The sequence below is a fragment of the Edaphobacter paludis genome, from assembly GCF_039993895.1.
In the GTDB taxonomy this organism is placed as follows: domain Bacteria; phylum Acidobacteriota; class Terriglobia; order Terriglobales; family Acidobacteriaceae; genus Edaphobacter; species Edaphobacter paludis.
This window is the reverse complement of the sequence record NZ_CP121194.1, coordinates 664,036-681,415: the sequence shown is the minus strand read 5'-3', so window position 1 is coordinate 681,415 and position 17,380 is coordinate 664,036. Positions and strand designations below refer to the sequence as shown.

Genomic DNA, 17,380 nt, shown 5'->3' with positions numbered 1-17,380 from the left:
CCGAAAAGACCTCTCGCGCGGCGGCTGTGTTGCCGCCGCGCGAGCAGGCACTTACTTTGCGTGAGTGGTAAACGTAAACGTCGTGGTGCTGTGCCGCGGCGCACCCGGCTTCAACTCCGTGCTGGGAAAGGAGGGGTGATTGGGCGAATCCGGAAAGTGCTGCGTCTCCAGGCAAAGCGCACCGTTCTTCACGTAGGGTTGTCCGCTCTTTCCATGAATCGTTCCATCCAGAAAATTGCCCGTGTAAAACTGCACGCCTGGCTCGGTCGTCGTCACCGTCAGTACCCGGCCCGTCTCAGGATCGTAGACACGAGCGGCCGTCTTGGTCTCTCCATTGGGTCCGCGCAGCACCCAATTGAAGTCATAGCCGCCAGCCAGTTTGAGCTGCTCGTTATTGTCGTGAATATGCGCGCCGATTTCAGTTGGCTTGCGAAAATCGAACGGTGTTCCGTCAACGGGAGCAAGCTCGCCTGTCGGGATCAACCCGGCATCGACCGGCGTGTACTTGTCGGCAGGGATGGTTACGATATCGTGAAGAATCGTTCCGTTGCCCTCGCCCGAGAGATTGAAGTAGGAGTGGTTCGTCAGGTTAACCACCGTATCCTTGTCCGTGGACATGCTGTAATCGATGCGAAGAGCGTTATGGTGCAGCGTGTAGCGCACATGCGCCGTCAGCGTGCCGGGGAAGCCCTGGTCGCCATCCTTGCTCACCAGCGTCATCTCCACACCATCGGGAATCTCGCGTCCTGTCCATACCAGTTGGTCGAAGCCCACGGTGCCACCATGCAGCATGTTGATGTCGTGGTCGTTCTTCGGAGTCTGGTACGTCTTGCCGTCAAGCTTGAAGCTGCCATGGGCGATTCGGTTGCCGTATCGCCCAACGATCGCGCCGAAGTATGTTTTCTTGTCCGCTACGTAACCCGCAAGCGAACTGTGCCCCAACACGATGTCGGCCCTTTTGCCGTCCCGGTCCGGTACGTCGAGGGAGACGATGCGCGCCCCATACGTCATAATGCGGGCTTCGAGCACATCGCTCTTCAGCGTGTAGATGTCCACGGTCTTGCCATCGGGTGTCGTGCCAAATGCGGCCTTCGTCACTGCTCCATGTGCTGCCATTCCGGTTGTCATGGTAAGCAGGATAACCTTTGCCAGAGTCTTCGTCATTTGTTCCTCGGTTCTTTCGCGTTCAGCGGTCTGTGATTGCAGCCTGATTCGGTCTCGTTCAGGGCCCGGTTACGCAATATTCGGCAACCCTCGCCACTATACTGCAACCCTCCCACCGCAACGAAACAGCGGTAACATGGAGCGTCAGCTCAATCCCTCCAAGGATGGTTATGAACCTCAGAAGCAGAACGCTCCCCTCGCTCGCACTCCTTCTCTTTTGCCTTTGCTGCTTCAATACCAATACCGCCTCGGCCGCGTCGCCCGATCACTGGGTCGGCACCTGGGCCACCGCTCCCATGGCTCAGGACAACCATGAAGAAAAAGTTGACGCTGACATCACGTATCGCGAGATCGTCCACGTCTCTATCGGCGGCCCCGCCGTCCGCGTCATCCTCACCAACGAGTTCGGCCTCGACTCGCTTACCATCGGCGCGGCCAACGTCGCCCTCAGCGCAGGCGGCAGCGATATCAATCCCGCCGCGTCTGCCCCCCTCACCTTCAATGGACGTCCCTCCATCGTCATCCCTCCCGGCGCGCTCGTCGTCAGCGACCCTGTCAACCTGAAGCTTCCACCCACCTCCAACCTCGCCGTCAGCATCTTCGTTCCGTCGCAGGCCATTCGGCAGGTCTCGGTGCACGGCTTCGCCGACCAAACCAACTACACCGCCTCGGGCAACGTCACCAGTGCAAAATCACTCGACACTCCCACAGAGATCTATTCCTGGCCCTTCCTGAAAGGAGTCGATGTTAAAGCTGACGACGAAGCCGCAGCCATCGTAGCCTTCGGCGACAGCATCACCGACGGCGCGCACAGCACACGCAACGCCAACGCTCGCTGGCCCGACGTCCTGGCCGCCCGCCTGCAGGCCGACAAGAAGACCGCAAAATTGGGTGTCCTCAATGAAGGCATCGGCGGCAACCGTGTCCTCCACGACGACACAGGCCCCAGCGCCCTGGCCCGCTTCGACCGCGACGTCCTCGCGCAGGCTGGCGTCAAGTACCTCATCATCATGGAGAGCATCAACGACATCGGCCACGCCAAAGACCCCAACCGGCCTTACGACGTCGTCTCCGCCGAGGACCTGATCGCAGGTCTCAGCCAGCTCGCCACCCGTGCTCACACCCACGGCATCAAGGTCTTCGGGGCGACCCTCACCCCTTACGTCGGCGCAAAATACTCCTCCCCTGCCGGCGAAACCATGCGCGAGGCTGTCAACCAATGGATTCGTACCACCAATCAGCTCGACGGCGTGATCGACTTCGACAAGGTCACGCGCGACCCTGCCCATCCCAACGTCTTCCTGCCAGCTGACGACTCCGGCGACGAGCTGCACCCTGGCGACGCCGGCTACAAAGCCATGGGCGACTCCATTGACCTGAAGCTCTTCAAAAAATAGCCCAAAACGCAGTAATGGCAGGAGCGTCAGCTCCTGCCATTACTTTTTAATCCAACCAAAAACTACTTCAATTCGTAACCTGCAAAGAAATAGCCAATCTCAAACGCCGCCGTATCCTCGGCATCTGAGCCGTGGATGGCATTTTCGCCGATGGATGCCGCAAACTTCTTACGGATCGTTCCCTCTTCGGCCTGCGCCGGATTGGTTGCGCCCATCAGCTTGCGCAGATCGGCGATGGCATTATCCTTTTCGAGGACCATGGGAAAGATGGGGCCGCTCGACATGAACTCCGTCAGTTCGCCAAAGAACGGCCGCGCCGCGTGAACATGATAGAAACCCTCGGCTTGCGCCTTGGAGATGGATAACCGCTTGATGGAAACGATCTTGAAGCCCGCCTTTTCAATCTCGGCGAGAATGGCCGCGGCATCGCCCTTGCGGACCGCGTCCGGCTTGATAATGCTGAATGTACGCTGTGACAACGTGAAATCTCCTCTATGGATGCTTATCCATCCAGTGTAAAACAATCATGTAAAGCCACACCCACTGGCTGAACGTCCGTCTAAGAAGACTGGAGGCTGCCGAATGCGTAAAACCGCCTGGATATGGTTCGTCGGTTTCGCCGCCTGGGTCATCGATGGCCTCATCAGCGTTCATTACCGCGACTGGCTTCACGCCCGGCTAGCCTTCATGGTGGCAATCGTCTTCTTTGCGGCCGCTCTTTTTTATCGCAAGCAGCCACGCTGATTCACAGCTCTTCAGGCCTTCCCCAGCACCCTCGCCATCGCCTCGCCAATCTCGGACGGGGTCTTCACGACGGTAATCCCGGCATCGCTCATCGCCTGCATCTTGCTTGCTGCCGTACCTTCGCCACCCGAGATGATCGCGCCCGCATGTCCCATACGCCGTCCCGGAGGAGCCGTCTGGCCAGCGATAAAGCCAACCACCGGCTTCTTCACGTTCTTCTTGATAAAGTCCGCCGCCGCCTCTTCCGCCGAGCCGCCGATCTCGCCGATCATGATGATCGCCTCCGTCTCGGGGTCGTCATTCAGCAATCGCAGCGCGTCAATGTGCGTTGTTCCAATGATGGGGTCGCCACCGATTCCAATCGCCGTCGACTGACCAATTCCGCGCGTCGTCAACTGATAGACAGCCTCATAGGTCAACGTGCCCGACTTCGAAACGATACCGACACTGCCTTCCTTGTGAATCCGGCCCGGCATAATACCGACCTTCGCCTTGCCCGGAGAGATCACACCCGGGCAGTTCGGCCCGATCAGCCGCGACTTCGAGCGCTTTACGATCTCCCACGCCTTCACCATATCCAGCGTAGGAATTCCCTCGGTAATGCAGATGACCAGCGGAATCTCCGCATCCACCGCTTCTAAAATTCCATCGGCAGCAAACGGTGGCGGAACAAAGATAACCGTGGCGTTCGCGCCCGTCTCTTTGACAGCCTCTTCGACAGTATTGAAGACCGGCCAACCCTCATGGGTCGTCCCACCCTTACCCGGCGTCACGCCGCCAACGACGTTCGTTCCATACTCAGCACAACCCTTGGCATGGAACGTTCCCTCACGCCCGGTAATTCCCTGCACAATCAGCCGCGTGTTTTTATCGACCAGAACTGCCATTATTTCCCACCTTTCGCAGCGGCCACTGCAAGATCAGCGGCTTCCTTCATCGTTGTACCCACTTGGAAATTCAATCCGGAGTCCTTCAAAATCTTTCGGCCTTCCTCAACATTGGTGCCTTCGAGCCGCAGAATGATCGGGATCTTCACATTGAGCTTCTTCGCCGCATTCACCACGCCCTGGGCCAGCACATCCACGCGCAAAATACCGCCGAAGATATTGATGAAGATGGCCTTCACATTCGGGTCGCTCAGCAGAATTCCAAATGCATTCTCAATCTGCTCCTGGTTGGCTCCGCCGCCGACATCGAGGAAGTTTGCAGCCGACCCGCCGGCATACTGAATGATGTCCATCGTCGCCATCGCCAGCCCAGCGCCGTTTACCATGCAGGCAATTGTGCCATCGAGCTTGATGTAGTTCAGCGCGAATTTGCTGGCTTCAACCTCCAGCGGATCTTCCTCCGCCAGGTCGCGCAGCTCCTTCAGGTCCTTGTGGCGGAACATCGCGTTGTCATCGAAGTTGATCTTGCAATCCAGCGCCAGCAGCTTGCCGTCCTTCGTCGTGATAAAAGGATTGATCTCCATCAGCGTCGAATCCGTATCGACAAAGGCTTTATAAAGCCCGGTCATAAACGCGACCGCCTGGTTGATCTGCGCCGGCTTCAGTCCCAGCTTGAATGCCAGCCGACGTGCCTGATAGGGCTGAAACCCAACCGCCGGCTCGATGTACTCCTTATAGATAGCGTCGGGAGTCTTCGCCGCGACCTCTTCAATCTCCATGCCACCAGCCTGCGAGGCCATAAACACGACCTTCGCCGAGGCCCGGTCCAGCACCAGCCCGAGATAGAGCTCGCGGTCAATCGCCGAGCCCTCTTCAATCAGTAACCGCTGCACCTTCTGCCCGGCAGGCCCGGTCTGGTGCGTCACCAACTGCATTCCCAGAATCGCCTTCGACGCAGCGGCCGCATCTTCGAGCGACTTCACAACCTTCACGCCGCCGCCCTTGCCGCGTCCGCCCGCATGAATCTGCGCCTTCACGACCACCGCCGCATTGCCTGCGTCAAACAGCCCTTTCGCAGCCGTGTCCGCCTCTTCCAGCGTGGTCGCCATCTCCCCATTGGGAACAGGAACGTTGTACTTGCGAAGAATCTCTTTAGCCTGATACTCGTGAATTTTCATAGGTTATTGTCGCGAACCGCCCGCCACTGAAGTGTAGCGGACGCCAACAATCCCCGGCAACCAAATCTCGCACAGCCGTGCGGTTATCGTTTCTTGCTTTCGATCTTCTGGCGCGTTTCACACTTTCCCGGAAAATCATCGATCAATATCTCACCTGCTACCTTTAAATGGATGCCTCCGCAACTCCACCTTAAGCAGATCATCGAAGGCCGCCAGACCCTCAGTCGCGAGGCCGCCCGCGCCCTCATGCAACAGATACTGGCCGGCGAACTGTCTGAGATCCAGCTGGCCGCCGCTCTCAGTGCTCTGGCCACCCGCGGCGAAGCTCCCAGCGAAATAGCTGGCTTCGTCGATGTCATGCGCGCCGCCGCAATTCCCGTGCCGCTTTCCTCTGTCGAACGGGCCCTGCTCGTAGATACCTGCGGCACCGGAGCCGATCTTAGCGGTACCTTCAACATCTCCACCGCCGCCGCCCTCGCCGCCGCTGCCGCCGGAGCCACCGTCGCCAAACACGGCAATCGCGCGGTCACCTCACAGTGCGGTTCAGCCGATGTCCTCGAAGCCCTCGGCATTCCCGTCGGCCTCTCGCCTGCCGAAGGCGCAGCCGTCCTCCGCAAACATCGCTTTGCCTTCTTTCACGCTCCCAGCCTGCACCCGGCTATGAAGATCGTCATGCCTGTCCGCCGCGCCCTTGGCATCCGCACCATCTTCCATCTCGTCGGTCCGCTCTCCAATCCTGCCGGCGCCTCCGCACAGGTCATGGGCGTCTATGCATCGCATCTCGTCCCTGTCGTCGCCGAGGCAATGGCCATTCTCAATACCCGCCACGCCTTCGTCGTCCACGGCACAGCCCAGGAAGCGGACGGCACCCTCACGGGACTCGACGAGATCTCCATCTCCGGCCCCAGCCAGATCGCCGAAGTCCGCAACGGCGTCGTCACTCTCAGCACTCTCACGCCCGAAGACGCTGGCCTCGAACGTGCCCCCATCGAAACCCTCCGCGGAGGCAATGCCGCGACCAACGCAGCCATTCTCGAAGCCATCTTCAGCGGCGAACGCAGCCCCCGGCGCGACATCGTTCTGCTCAACGCCGCAGCTGTGCTCGTAGCCTCCGACCTTGTCGCCACCTTCACCGAAGGTGTAGCCAGAGCAGGCCACGCCATCGACAGCGGAGCCGTAAAAAACCTCCTCAAAGCTCTCCGCACGTACAATCCTGCATAGCCCGAAGAGAAGGAGCAACGGCATCGAAGTTCTATCGCTATCGCAAAACGAGACGAACACACCAGGATGGCAATTTGCCGTAACCTCCGGCATTCTCGGCTGGGTACTCGATGCCTTTGACTTCTTCGTCGTCGTCTTTCTGCTCGACTCGCTTGCCGGCCACTTCCACGTAGAGAAGCGCGCCATCGTCTGGACAATCTCGATCACGCTCGCCATGCGCCCGGTCGGCGCTCTCATCTTCGGCGCGCTGGCTGACCGCTACGGACGCAAAAAGCCGCTCATCGCCTGCGTTATCTACTTTTCGGCCGCCACCATGCTCAGCGCCTTCGCGCCGAACTACACAGTCTTTCTGATTCTGCGCGCGCTTTATGGCATCGGAATGGGAGGCTATTGGGGTATCGGTGCATCTTTCGCCATGGAGAACGCTCCCCGCCACCGCCGCGGCGTTCTCTCCGGCATGATGCAGGGCGGCTATCCCTTCGGCTATCTGCTCGCGGCGGTCGGGATGTTGACCATCGCGCCACACTTTGGCTGGCGCGCCATGTTCGTCGTTGGCTCGTTCGTTGCGGTGGCCATCGTCATATTGACCGCACTATCACCCGAGTCTGAAGCCTGGAAGATGCACCGCATGGGCTCTGTCGGAAGCATCTTCAAGACACTCTTCCAGCACAAGCGCAGCTTCTTCTACCTGCTGATGGTGATGGCCGTGATGACCTGCCTCTCTCATGGCACGCAGGACCTCTATCCCGACTTTCTCAAGACCCTGCCGAGTATCCGGCATGCGCTCATTCTGGGAGTGCAGCCGCTGTACGGAATCCCCATCCTTTACAACATCGGCGCCATCGTCGGTGCTCTTTTCTTTGGCCAGATTTCGGAGAAGATCGGCAGGCGCTATTCCATCATGGCTGCCCTTGCACTCGCTCTGTTTTCCATTCCTGCCTGGGCCTTCGGAAGCTCCGTGGTCGTCCTTGTGCTTGGCTCGTTCCTGATGCAGACCGGAGTGCAGGGTGCCTGGGGTGTCATTCCCGCTCACCTGAACGAGCTCTCTCCAGACTCGGTGCGCAGCCTCTTCCCCGGCTTCGTCTACCAGCTCGGAGTGCTCATCGCCTCTCCAGCCGTGTCATTTGAATTCTTCCTGCGAAACCACTTTGGCTATCCCTGGGCGCTCACTCTGTTTGAAAGCCTGGTGATCGTGGTGCTTTTGTTCGTCTTTGCGTTCGGCCCCGAACAACGTGGCCGCAGCTTTCGCCGGTAATAGATCCGCCCCGCTCATCGCTCCAAAGTACAATCTCGCATAGCTAAAGGAGAGTCCCATGTCCTCATACCCGCAGCCAGCGATCGTCTTCGATCCCACCATGGTAACGACCGCACTCGAACTTCCCGGCTACCGCATCGTCCGCAACCTGGGCGTCGTGCGGGGCATCGTCGTCCGCTCGCGTTCCATCTTCGGAACCTTCGGCGCAGCCCTGCAAACAGTCGTTGGGGGCAACATCACCATCCTCTCGCAGCTCTGCGAAAAGACCCGCCAGGACGCCTTCAACATGATGGCCCAACACGCCACCGAGCACGGAGCCAACGCCGTCATCAGCTTTCGCTACGACGCCAACGAGCTCATGCAGGGAGTGACAGAGGTCCTCGCCTACGGCACTGCCGTCCTCGTCGAACGGATCTGAAGACAAAGACGAGCGTGCCTGAATCAGTGCTGCTGGAACATCTCCCTTACGTCTTTCCGTAGCGCCATCTGGCTCGACGGACGGCTATAGAACATGTGCCCACCAGGATATTCCTTGACCTGCACCCGAGTCGGATCTCCCATCACCGGCATCTGATCGACGGTAAGCACCGAACCCATGAACGGGCAAGAGAGATCGTTCCATCCATGGACAATCAGCACATGCATCTTAGGATCGTTCGCCACCGACTCTCGAAGCTGTTCGACCGATCCCTTCCGCAGCTCATCGCCGCCGTCCCATAGCCGGTTGACATCCATACTCAGCGCCTCGTAGCGCGCGTCCGTCTTCCAACCTACCGTCTGGGTCACAAAGTTGACCATCGCCGTGGTCGTCGGCGCGACGATGCTTTCGAGAATAGGATCATTGCTGCGCTGATCCGGATCGTTTGGAAACGGGTCCCACGCTGTGACGTTTGGATCATAGCGGCTGCCCAGTTTTCCTTCGGAGCGATAGACCTCGCGCAGATAAGCCTGCGTCTCCAGGCGTCCGCCGGCGCGCTTCACGAAGACAGGATCGAGTCCGGTAAGCTCGGTCACATGCTGAATCATCTGCTGCGTCGCCGCCGGATCGGACCGGCCTTTCAACAGCGCTGCGGCGTAGTCGCTGCGAGTGTAGGCGATGACTGGAGCCATGGCTTCGGCCGTCAGCGTGTGCTCTCGCTCCATGTGGGCGGCGACGATCGAAGGCAGCGTCATCATCCAGGGCAGCGGAGAGAGGTCGCCGTTGTCTTCGACGGTGGGGTTCAAATACGGCGAGACCAGAACGACGCCGTTCAGGGCCACGCCAAGCTGTGTTTGCAGATAGTGCGTCACACGCGGGCCGCGAAAGCCTCCGTAGCTCTCGCCGACGAAATACTTGCGTGAATTCAGACGTCCGTTCTTTACCAGCCAGTCGTAGACCATCCGCGAGAGATATTGGATGTCGGGAACCGTGGTGTAAAAGAGCTTTTTGGTCTCGGCCTCAGAGACGAGGGAGCGGCTGTAGCCGGTGCCGATGGGATCGATGAAGACCAGATCGGTGAAATCGAGCCAGGTGCCGGGGTTGTCCTTCAATGTCGCCGGATCGGACGGGCTGTCACCCTCGCCGCCAAACGCGACCCGCTTCGGGCCAATCGCTCCGAGGTTGAGATAGACCGACGAAGCACCGGGGCCGCCGTTCATCGCGAAGGTGACGGGGCGGTCTTTCCCCTCCACGGTGTACGCCGTGTAGACGACTTCGCCGACCTTTTTGCCCTCTTTATCGTTCACAGGAAGCGTTCCCACCGTGACCGTATAGTGCAGAGGCTTGCCATCAAGCTCCATCGTCTGCTCCACATGAGCATCCGCAGGCAAAGGAGCGAATTCCGGCTTGGGCTCCGCCGGTTTGGCCGGAGCAGGTTTCGCATCGGGCGCGCTCTGGGCTCGGGCGGCGGGCAACAAAATCAGGGTTGAGGCAAACGCGAGACACATCGCAAATCTGGACGCAGAATAAACTCGTGACGAGATCATCTAATAACCATACACAGGGCTGATTTTTAGTACGACAGTTCGGGTTTCAAGGACGATTGATCTCACACTGGAGGGTGACGTTCTAAACTGGCAGGACACATCCGGCAGCAGCCGCAGGCCCACATCGCACTTCAAGGAGACAACTTCATGCGCATAACCATTGGCCTACTGGCCTTAGCCACCTTCGCAGCCGCGCCCGCATTCGCCAAATCCAGTAACAAGCTGGTTGTACCCATCAAGACCAGCGCGGGACAGGATGCCGGCACGGCCACCTTCCGCCAGCTCAAGGACGGCAAGCTCTCCATCAAGCTCAACCTCAAGAACCTTCCCTTTGGCGAGCACGCCGTCCACATTCACGAGCACCCGGTCTGCACTCCGCCGGACTTCAAGAGCGCCGGAGGCCACTTCAACCCGGCGGGCAAGAAGCATGGAACGATGAACCCGGAGGGCCACCACAACGGCGATCTGCCGCAGAACGTCTCCATCGGTGAAGACCACATGGGCTCGATCAGCTTCAAGGTTGCCGATCTTTCCATGACTCCGGGCGAGGCCAACAACATTCTTGCGGGCACGGCCATCGTGATCCACGAGAAGGCAGATGACATGAAGACCGACCCCACGGGCAACGCCGGTAACCGGATAGCCTGCGGCGTGATCTCCATGCCCACGCCCTAACTGGCAGCCAGCAGCCGCAAAGGGGATCCCCCCGGGGGGTACTTTTTGATAAAGTCTCTGGATTCAATGATCTGGAGTGGATGATCTTCGCAAAGTATTCATTGCAAACGAGTTAGTGTCTAAAGTCTTGCATCTAAATAAGTTAGGCCCAGCAATGGTCGCTGGGCCTGACTTATTTCTTTTCTGCTTCGAGTTTAACAAATGGAGTGAAACTGATTTGCAGAATCTGTAGATTTATTTTCAGGAAGGTAAGGTTCTTGTTTTGCGAAGCTTACAAACACCATGCCAAGTCTCTCAACATCCTCCGGGACTTGACAGCATTCTGAGGCACTGCACGGGAGATCGACTTGTCCGTTGCCGCAGTCCGTTCATGCCAGTGAGAGGACATCAAGCTGCGCTGAACTAAATAAGGCGCCGCCATGTTGAACTACTGTGAATGCCGTTGCGTACAGGCATCCATGGGCGTTCTGCACATTGCGATTCCAGTGCCGGGCCGGACTGTCGGACGTAGATCGATGCCTCGCACAGTGTCCCATTCCGGGCACGGAACCTTACATCAAAACGCCTCGACGCCTGCACCACGAGGTACACTTCTTCCACCACTTAAGACGTCAGAGGCAATATTGGAGCGCACACCCGAGCAGGAAGCCGCGCAGGAAGCTGTCGCCAAACTGGTTCGCCAGTGCATGGCCGGCGACTCGCATGCCTGGCAGCAGCTCGTAACCTCCCAGCACCGGCGTATCTATGCCATCTGCTACCGCTTCACCGGCTCCAGCACGGACGCAGAAGACCTGACCCAGGACGTCTTCCTGAAGCTCTACAAAAATCTCTCCAGCTTCGACACGCAGAAAGGCAGCTTTCAGACGTGGATTACGACGCTGGCGCGCAACCTGCTAGTCGACCACTTTCGGCGGACGCGGCTGGATCGTGCCAGCGACTCGCTGGACGTCAGCTTCGACGGCGAAGATGGCAGCCCGACGATGGGTGATCGTCTGGCCGATAACCGCCCCTCGCAGGAGCAGTACGTCGCCTCGATGGAGCTGAAAAACCAGATACAGTGCGCACTTAAGCAGCTCTCGCCGGAGCTTCGCGAAGCCGTTATTTTGCGCGATCTGGAAGATATGGATTACAAGGAGATAGCACAGGTCCTCCGCATTCCTGAGGGCACTGTCAAAAGCCGCATCAGTCGCGGCCGCGGGGAACTTGCAAAGCTTTTACAGCGTATAGAAAGACAGTAATGGAGTTGATAGAAAGGCAGGTGATGTAAGTGGCAGACTTCAACCAATTTGGCAGCGCACAGCCCCCTCAGACGGGTGAATCTGAGCACTGCGCCCAGTGCGAGGCAATGCTCGCCGACGCGCTCGACGGCACGCTCTCCGCAGCGGACCAGGCAGCCTTCGATCTGCACATGATTTCCTGCTCCACTTGCAGCGACATGCTTGCCGACGCCAAGCGAGGTGCGGACTGGCTGGCGATGCTGAAGTCGCCCCGGCCTGAGCCTTCCGCGGCGCTGCTGGAGCGCATTCTTGCCCAGACCTGCAACGCCCAGCCTGCGAGCCAACCCCAGCTTGTAGCCGGCAAACAGAGATTGGGCCATGGTCTGTGGCAGCCCAGCACTCTTCTGGGGCATGGCGGCCCGATGCCGGTTGCTGCGATGCGACCTGCGGGGACGTACGGCTCCAGCAATGTTCTGCCCTTCCGCAGCCGTCTCGCTGCAGGTTTCGGTCTGCGCTCGATCGGCCAGACGCTACTGCAGCCCCGACTGGCGATGACCGCCGCCATGGCTTTCTTTTCTGTTGCGCTTACGTTGAACATTACCGGCGTTCGCGTCAGCCAGTTGCACCTCAGCGACCTGCGGCCTTCGAGTATCAAACGCAATCTCTATGAGGCGAATGCGCACGTTCTTCGCTACTACGACAACCTGAAGGTCGTCTACGAGCTCGAGTCCCGGGTTCGCGATCTGCAACGCTCGAGCAATAACGACGCGCCCTACATCGCGCCTGCCCCGGCTGTTGAACAGGACCAGCAACCAAGTAAAACGCAGCCCGGCAGTCAGCAGAAAGACGACCAGCAACCGGCAAGTCCAAAATCGGATTCCAAACAGTCCCACTCCAAACCCGGTCCCGGCTCCAGCCGCCGCGAAACTTCAAGCGGTAATGTGCAGTTCGCCGAGTCATTGCAACGGCCAGACTCCGTCCCCGCCACCCAGGCTTTTGTTGTCTTTACTCCCAGTATTTTGAAGTACCTGCAGGAAGGGGAATTAGTATGAACTGCGCCAACCATCCTGATCGTGAACGAATTGCATTCTGCCAGAACTGCGGCAAACCCCTGTGCCAGGAGTGCACCCGCACTGTCGGCTCAGCGGTCTTCTGCGAGCCCTGCCTTGTCGCCAAATTAGCCGGAGCGAATGCTCCTAACCCCGCTGCCGGTCCCATCCCCGGCGCGACTTATCCTGTTGACGGAACGATCCCTCCGCCGCCGGCAGTGGACGAGCCGAATCCCGGCCTCGCTGCACTGCTGGGCTTTATCCCCGGCGTGGGCGCGATGTACAACGGCCAGTATGCCAAGGGAATTGTGCATCTGATCGTCTTTGCCGTCCTGGTGAGCCTGGCGGGAGAAAATGGTATCTTCGGTCTTTTCATCGCCGGCTGGGTCTTCTATCAGGTCATCGAAGCTCATCACACCGCGCAGGCGCGCCGCGACGGCACGCCGCTGCCCAATCCCTTTGGGCTGAATGATCTGGGCGAACGTCTCGGCTTCGGCAAGGCGTGGCCGGGTGGAATACACGGAGGCATGAGCGGACAGACATCGGCCTCAGCGCCAGATGCGACAGTACCCCCAGTCGCAGGCTATCCGCCGCCTGCGCCGGGGTATCCGCCTTACACTCCTCCTCCCCCAACTCCGAGTTGGGACGCACCGTGGGAGAACTATGTGGCGCCGGGAACACCCTTCGTCGGTGCGGCTACCCCTCCGGCGGATCTCAATCCTCCCTATAGCGGCAACCGCTTCCCCACAGGCGCGATCTGGCTGATTGCCCTCGGCGCAATCTTTCTTATCGGCAACTCCGGACTGTTCCACGGCCACTCGATCCACTGGTTTGTGCCGCTGCTGCTGATCGGGTTCGGCGTGTGGCAGTTCGTTCGCAAGATGACGGATACCGGATCGATTGCCGATGACGGGACGGCCGCCTACAAGTTTCGTCTCTTCCATGCCCTCCGCGGCTCAATCTGGATCATGCTGGTCGGTGTGCTCTTTCTGCTGGACAGCTCTCATATCCTCTCCTGGGGGAGAAGCTGGCCGCTATTCATCATCGTTGCGGGCGTCATGGCGGTTTTGCAACGGGCTGCGTTCAGCGCAGCCGCTGCGGCTCCTTACCCCTATCCCTATCCGGCCGCGCCGCCGCCGGGGCCTGTGCCAACGACGACGACCTCGGTCGTTCCTTCCAACACGCACGACCAGGAAGGGAAATAAGCCATGGCCACCAATCCTCCACCCTACCCGCCGCCAGGGCCTCCCTATGGCAATGACTGGAAGTATCAACGCCGCGTGATGAAGGAACAGGCCCGGATGCAGCGCGATATGTTTCGCGCCCAGGCAGCCGCGTACCGCAACCGGACCCGGGGCATGCGGCATGGCTCCATCGTCGGGCCAATCATCATCATCACCATCGGTGTTGTATTTTTGCTGGTTCAGATGGGCCGCCTTGACGGCCATCAGGTATGGGAGTGGTACGGTCATTGGTGGCCGGTCCTGCTCATCGGCGCTGGCATCGTGATGTTTGGGGAATGGGTGTATGACCGCTACAGTCAGACCGATCCCTCTCACCCTGTCTATCGCAGCGGCATGGGCGGCGGAGTGTTTTCCCTGCTTCTGCTGCTTGTGATCGCCGGCGTGATCTTCAGCGGGTTTCAGCATGGCTCTGGAACCATGTTCGAGCATAGCTTTGGCATCAATCAAAACGACCTCGATCAGTTTCTCGGCGATAAACATGAGAGCGATCAGTCCCTCACCGAAGCCCTTCCAGCCGGCGACGCCATCTCTATCGATAACCCGCGCGGCGATGTCTTCATCTCCGGAACCAGCGATGACAACCAGATCCACGTCGCCATGCACAGGGAGATCTATAGCCGCTCCGACTCCGACGCCGACCGCAAGGCACAGCAACTCAACCCGCAGATTAATACCAATGGCAATATCCTTACGCTTGCCGTGCCTCGTCTGCCTGGAGGCCGCGCGGATTTGACGATCACTACACCTCCGGCTGCCGCCGTCAATGTAACCGCCAACCACGGCGACGTGCATGTCAGCTCCATCAAGGCCACGGTGTCGGTCACTGCGAATCATGGAGACGTCGAATTGAGCGCCATCACGGGCGCTGTCTCGGCGCATATCAACAATAGCGATTCGTCTCTCTCGGCCCATAGTATTACCGGACCGCTCATCGTCGAAGGCCGCGGCCAGGACCTCACCCTCTCCGATCTCAGTTCGCCGGTCAGTATCAATGGCGATTTCTTCGGATCTACTCACCTCGAACACATCCGCGGATCGATCAAGTTCCACTCGACGCGCACGGACATGCAACTCGGCCGCCTCGATGGCGAGGCAGATATCAGCAACAATGCCGACCTTTCCGCCAGCGAAGTCGTCGGGCCGCTTACGCTCAGCACACGGAGCCGGAATGTGACGCTTGATCGTATCGCGGGGAATGTCTCGGTCACCAATAGCAATGGCTTTGTAAATGTCACTAGTGCTCCGCCGCTGGGCGATGTGACGATCGAGAATCGCAACGGCGATGTCACCCTCACCGTTCCCGAGCACTCCAGCTTTTCCATCGACGCTCAAACCACGGACGGCGACTTGGACAATGATTTTTCGCTCTCCACCCAAGGCACCGATACCCGTAAAAACTTTACCGGCACGATTGGCAACGGCGGCTCCACTCTCCGCCTGACCACCAGCCACGGTAACGTCTCACTCAAAAAGTCCACCGTTCTGCCACTCCCTCCCACTCCACCTGCACCGCCCAAGCTAACCCTGGTTCCGCCAGAGGCAAGAAGCGCGATCGAAGGAGCGCAGGCGCAGGCAAAAGAAGCGGAGCGCACTGCCGCTGCAGAGATCAAGGCAGCCAAAGCCCAAGCGAACGAGGCGGCGGCACAGGCAAAGCGTGAGGCGAAACAGAAATCCAACTCCTCAGCCAATAGCTCTCACCAATAAATAGCCTGAAGGTCTATTGCGCTTCAACTCGTCGGGCGAACCACCGCAATGACTTGATTGAAGTCAACGGCGCGCCTCGGTTTGGCAACTTGCACGCCTATCATTGAGTGAAAACGAAAGATTCAACCGCAATAGCAGCCCCGGGCAGCTCGCACAACACCCTCGCTACATCGCGGCATGTCGATGTCCCGGTGATGGAATGGACTGTGCACAGCACCGATCGCCAAGAGAGTGGTCGCCTTTCAACCGAGACAGGATAAGCGGTGAGCCTTTTTCTAGTGATAAGCCGCCATTTGCCGGACCCCACGCATCCAGCATTAGTCTCTCTGGGCACCTCTGGGGATCCCGCCCACCTCCTCTTCGCTCGGAAAGTGACGGAATTTTCAGTCACGCCAAACTCCTCACAAGCATTGTGATTCAAAGCCGCCGACCAAGGGGTCTATCCTTTAGCTGTGAAGTTTCAAGAGGTTGTCCATTCGATCTGACTGCGAGAAGCTGATTCTGCGACGAATCAGTGTTCCCGGAGGGATCTAATGGACTATCACCAGAATGCCCGATTGACGGTTTATAGTCGAGAGTTGTTGCGCAGAGGGTTATTGAGCAGGGGCTGACGTTGAAGCTGGCCGCGGCCAGCTTCAACGTCACAGCGAAGACGGCAGCCAAGTGGGTGCGCCGGTGCCGCGAGTTCGGGGCAACCGGTCTAGGCGATCGATCCTCGCGTCCGCGGCGATGCCCACGCGCCACTTCTTCTCTTCTCATAGAAAAGGTTTTGGCGCTTCGCCGGCTGCGATACAACGGCTGGCCGATCGCTCGCGCTCTGGGTTTGAGCCGCGCGACGGTCAGCCGCATCCTCTGCCGGGCGACATGAACCGCCTGCGCTCCCTCGATCCTCCGCCACCGGCCGTGCGCTATGAGTACCGGCGGCCCGGCGACCTCATCCACTTCGATATCAAGCGCCTGGCCCGCATCGTCAAGCCCCGGCCATCGCGTCCAAGGCGACCGCACCTGCGAAACCCGCGGCGCAGGCTACGAATACCTGCACATCGCCATCGACGATCACAGCCGCATCAGCTTCGCCGCCATCCTGCCCGATCAGACCAGTGCCTCGGCCCAACTGTTCTTCCGCATGACCGGCCTTTACTACTCTCGCTTCGGCTTCTCCTGCCGCCGTGTCCTTACCGACAACGGTCCCTGCTATCGCGACGGAACCTTCCGCAGGGTGCTCCACCGTCAACACATCCGGCACCGCTTCACCCGTCCTACATCCCACGTACCAACGGAAAGGCAGAACGCTTCATCCAGACCGCACTGCGAGAGTGGGCTTATGCCCGCTCCTATCAGAACTCCGCAGCTTCCCATTCAGCCCTGAACAGGAACAATCTCTTGAGCCACCACAGCTAAAGATGAAACTCCGCATCCGCCGTGGCCAGATTGTGAGAAGGCTACAGACAGTAAAAAGCCCCATCCTCGAAAGGATGAGGCTTCTATATTATGCCGGCGATCACCTAATCTCCCACACACTTACGCGTGCAGTACCATCGGCCCAACGAGGCTTAACTTCCGTGTTCGGGATGGGAACGGGTGTGACCCTCGCGGTAAACTCACCGGCAAAGTTTTGAAATTTCGCTCTCGCGATCTTCCACAACTGAATAGATTGGGTTTTAGACGTTTGTTACTTGT

Annotated in this window: 17 protein-coding genes and 1 rRNA gene; 12 read left to right on the top strand and 6 right to left on the bottom strand. The window is 59.0% G+C overall.

Features of this window, described 5'->3' with window-relative positions; genetic code table 11:
- Positions 1–51: 51 nt before the first annotated feature.
- Positions 52–1,164, bottom strand: coding sequence for an aldose epimerase family protein (locus P4G45_RS02475; RefSeq protein ID WP_348268114.1), 1,113 nt, complete (start codon positions 1,162–1,164; stop codon positions 52–54).
- 170 nt (positions 1,165–1,334) lie between these two features.
- On the opposite strand from P4G45_RS02475, the gene P4G45_RS02470 reads away from it, so the two are divergent.
- Complete coding sequence (locus P4G45_RS02470; protein ID WP_348268113.1) at positions 1,335–2,561, top strand: SGNH/GDSL hydrolase family protein; 1,227 nt, start codon at positions 1,335–1,337, stop codon at positions 2,559–2,561.
- 62 nt (positions 2,562–2,623) lie between these two features.
- Here P4G45_RS02470 and ndk read toward each other — a convergent pair whose 3' ends face one another.
- Entirely contained in the window at positions 2,624–3,040 is a 417-nt protein-coding gene (ndk, locus tag P4G45_RS02465) for a nucleoside-diphosphate kinase (RefSeq protein ID WP_348268112.1), read from the bottom strand.
- Between the two features lie 103 nt (positions 3,041–3,143).
- Between ndk and P4G45_RS02460 the strand changes: the two genes are divergently transcribed.
- Positions 3,144–3,305, top strand: a complete 162-nt coding sequence (locus P4G45_RS02460; RefSeq protein WP_348268111.1) for a hypothetical protein — start codon at positions 3,144–3,146, stop codon at positions 3,303–3,305.
- An 11-nt stretch (positions 3,306–3,316) separates the two neighbouring features.
- Here the strand turns inward: P4G45_RS02460 and sucD are convergent, their stop codons facing one another.
- The gene (gene sucD, locus P4G45_RS02455; protein ID WP_348268110.1) at positions 3,317–4,192 is read right to left on the bottom strand and encodes a succinate--CoA ligase subunit alpha; all 876 of its coding nucleotides are present in this window, start codon (positions 4,190–4,192) and stop codon (positions 3,317–3,319) included.
- On the bottom strand, positions 4,192–5,370 hold the full coding sequence (sucC, locus tag P4G45_RS02450; RefSeq protein WP_348268109.1) for an ADP-forming succinate--CoA ligase subunit beta: 1,179 nt from the start codon (positions 5,368–5,370) through the stop codon (positions 4,192–4,194). Before sucC ends, sucD begins: the two co-directional genes overlap by 1 nt.
- Before the next feature lie 171 nt (positions 5,371–5,541).
- On the opposite strand from sucC, the gene trpD reads away from it, so the two are divergent.
- From trpD to P4G45_RS02435, 3 genes are read left to right on the top strand one after another with little or no spacing between them, the layout of a single operon-like run.
- Positions 5,542–6,591, top strand: coding sequence for an anthranilate phosphoribosyltransferase (trpD, locus tag P4G45_RS02445; protein ID WP_348268108.1), 1,050 nt, complete (start codon positions 5,542–5,544; stop codon positions 6,589–6,591).
- Positions 6,592–6,613: 22 nt separating this feature from the next.
- Positions 6,614–7,846: an MFS transporter gene (locus P4G45_RS02440; RefSeq protein ID WP_348269203.1), complete on the top strand. Its 1,233-nt coding sequence runs from the start codon at positions 6,614–6,616 to the stop codon at positions 7,844–7,846.
- Positions 7,847–7,904: 58 nt separating this feature from the next.
- Positions 7,905–8,264, top strand: a complete 360-nt coding sequence (locus P4G45_RS02435; RefSeq protein ID WP_348268107.1) for a YbjQ family protein — start codon at positions 7,905–7,907, stop codon at positions 8,262–8,264.
- Between the two features lie 23 nt (positions 8,265–8,287).
- Here the strand turns inward: P4G45_RS02435 and P4G45_RS02430 are convergent, their stop codons facing one another.
- Positions 8,288–9,772: a peptidase S10 gene (locus P4G45_RS02430; protein ID WP_348268106.1), complete on the bottom strand. Its 1,485-nt coding sequence runs from the start codon at positions 9,770–9,772 to the stop codon at positions 8,288–8,290.
- 186 nt (positions 9,773–9,958) lie between these two features.
- Between P4G45_RS02430 and P4G45_RS02425 the strand changes: the two genes are divergently transcribed.
- From P4G45_RS02425 to P4G45_RS02395, 7 genes are all read left to right on the top strand, one after another.
- Positions 9,959–10,486, top strand: coding sequence for a superoxide dismutase family protein (locus tag P4G45_RS02425; RefSeq protein WP_348268105.1), 528 nt, complete (start codon positions 9,959–9,961; stop codon positions 10,484–10,486).
- A 623-nt stretch (positions 10,487–11,109) separates the two neighbouring features.
- A complete protein-coding gene (locus tag P4G45_RS02420) occupies positions 11,110–11,724 on the top strand; it encodes an RNA polymerase sigma factor (protein WP_348268104.1) in 615 nt (204 codons plus the stop codon).
- 29 nt (positions 11,725–11,753) lie between these two features.
- Positions 11,754–12,755: a zf-HC2 domain-containing protein gene (locus P4G45_RS02415; RefSeq protein ID WP_348268103.1), complete on the top strand. Its 1,002-nt coding sequence runs from the start codon at positions 11,754–11,756 to the stop codon at positions 12,753–12,755.
- A complete protein-coding gene (locus P4G45_RS02410; protein ID WP_348268102.1) occupies positions 12,752–13,957 on the top strand; it encodes a B-box zinc finger protein in 1,206 nt (401 codons plus the stop codon). Before P4G45_RS02415 ends, P4G45_RS02410 begins: the two co-directional genes overlap by 4 nt.
- Positions 13,958–13,960: 3 nt before the next feature.
- Positions 13,961–15,700: a DUF4097 family beta strand repeat-containing protein gene (locus P4G45_RS02405; protein ID WP_348268101.1), complete on the top strand. Its 1,740-nt coding sequence runs from the start codon at positions 13,961–13,963 to the stop codon at positions 15,698–15,700.
- Positions 15,701–16,313: 613 nt separating this feature from the next.
- The gene (locus P4G45_RS02400; RefSeq protein ID WP_373694146.1) at positions 16,314–16,568 is read left to right on the top strand and encodes a helix-turn-helix domain-containing protein; all 255 of its coding nucleotides are present in this window, start codon (positions 16,314–16,316) and stop codon (positions 16,566–16,568) included.
- A 42-nt stretch (positions 16,569–16,610) separates the two neighbouring features.
- On the top strand, positions 16,611–17,069 hold the full coding sequence (locus P4G45_RS02395; protein ID WP_348268100.1) for a DDE-type integrase/transposase/recombinase: 459 nt from the start codon (positions 16,611–16,613) through the stop codon (positions 17,067–17,069).
- Positions 17,070–17,192: 123 nt separating this feature from the next.
- Here the strand turns inward: P4G45_RS02395 and rrf are convergent.
- A 5S ribosomal RNA gene (gene rrf / locus P4G45_RS02390) occupies positions 17,193–17,309 on the bottom strand.
- Positions 17,310–17,380 lie beyond the last annotated feature (71 nt).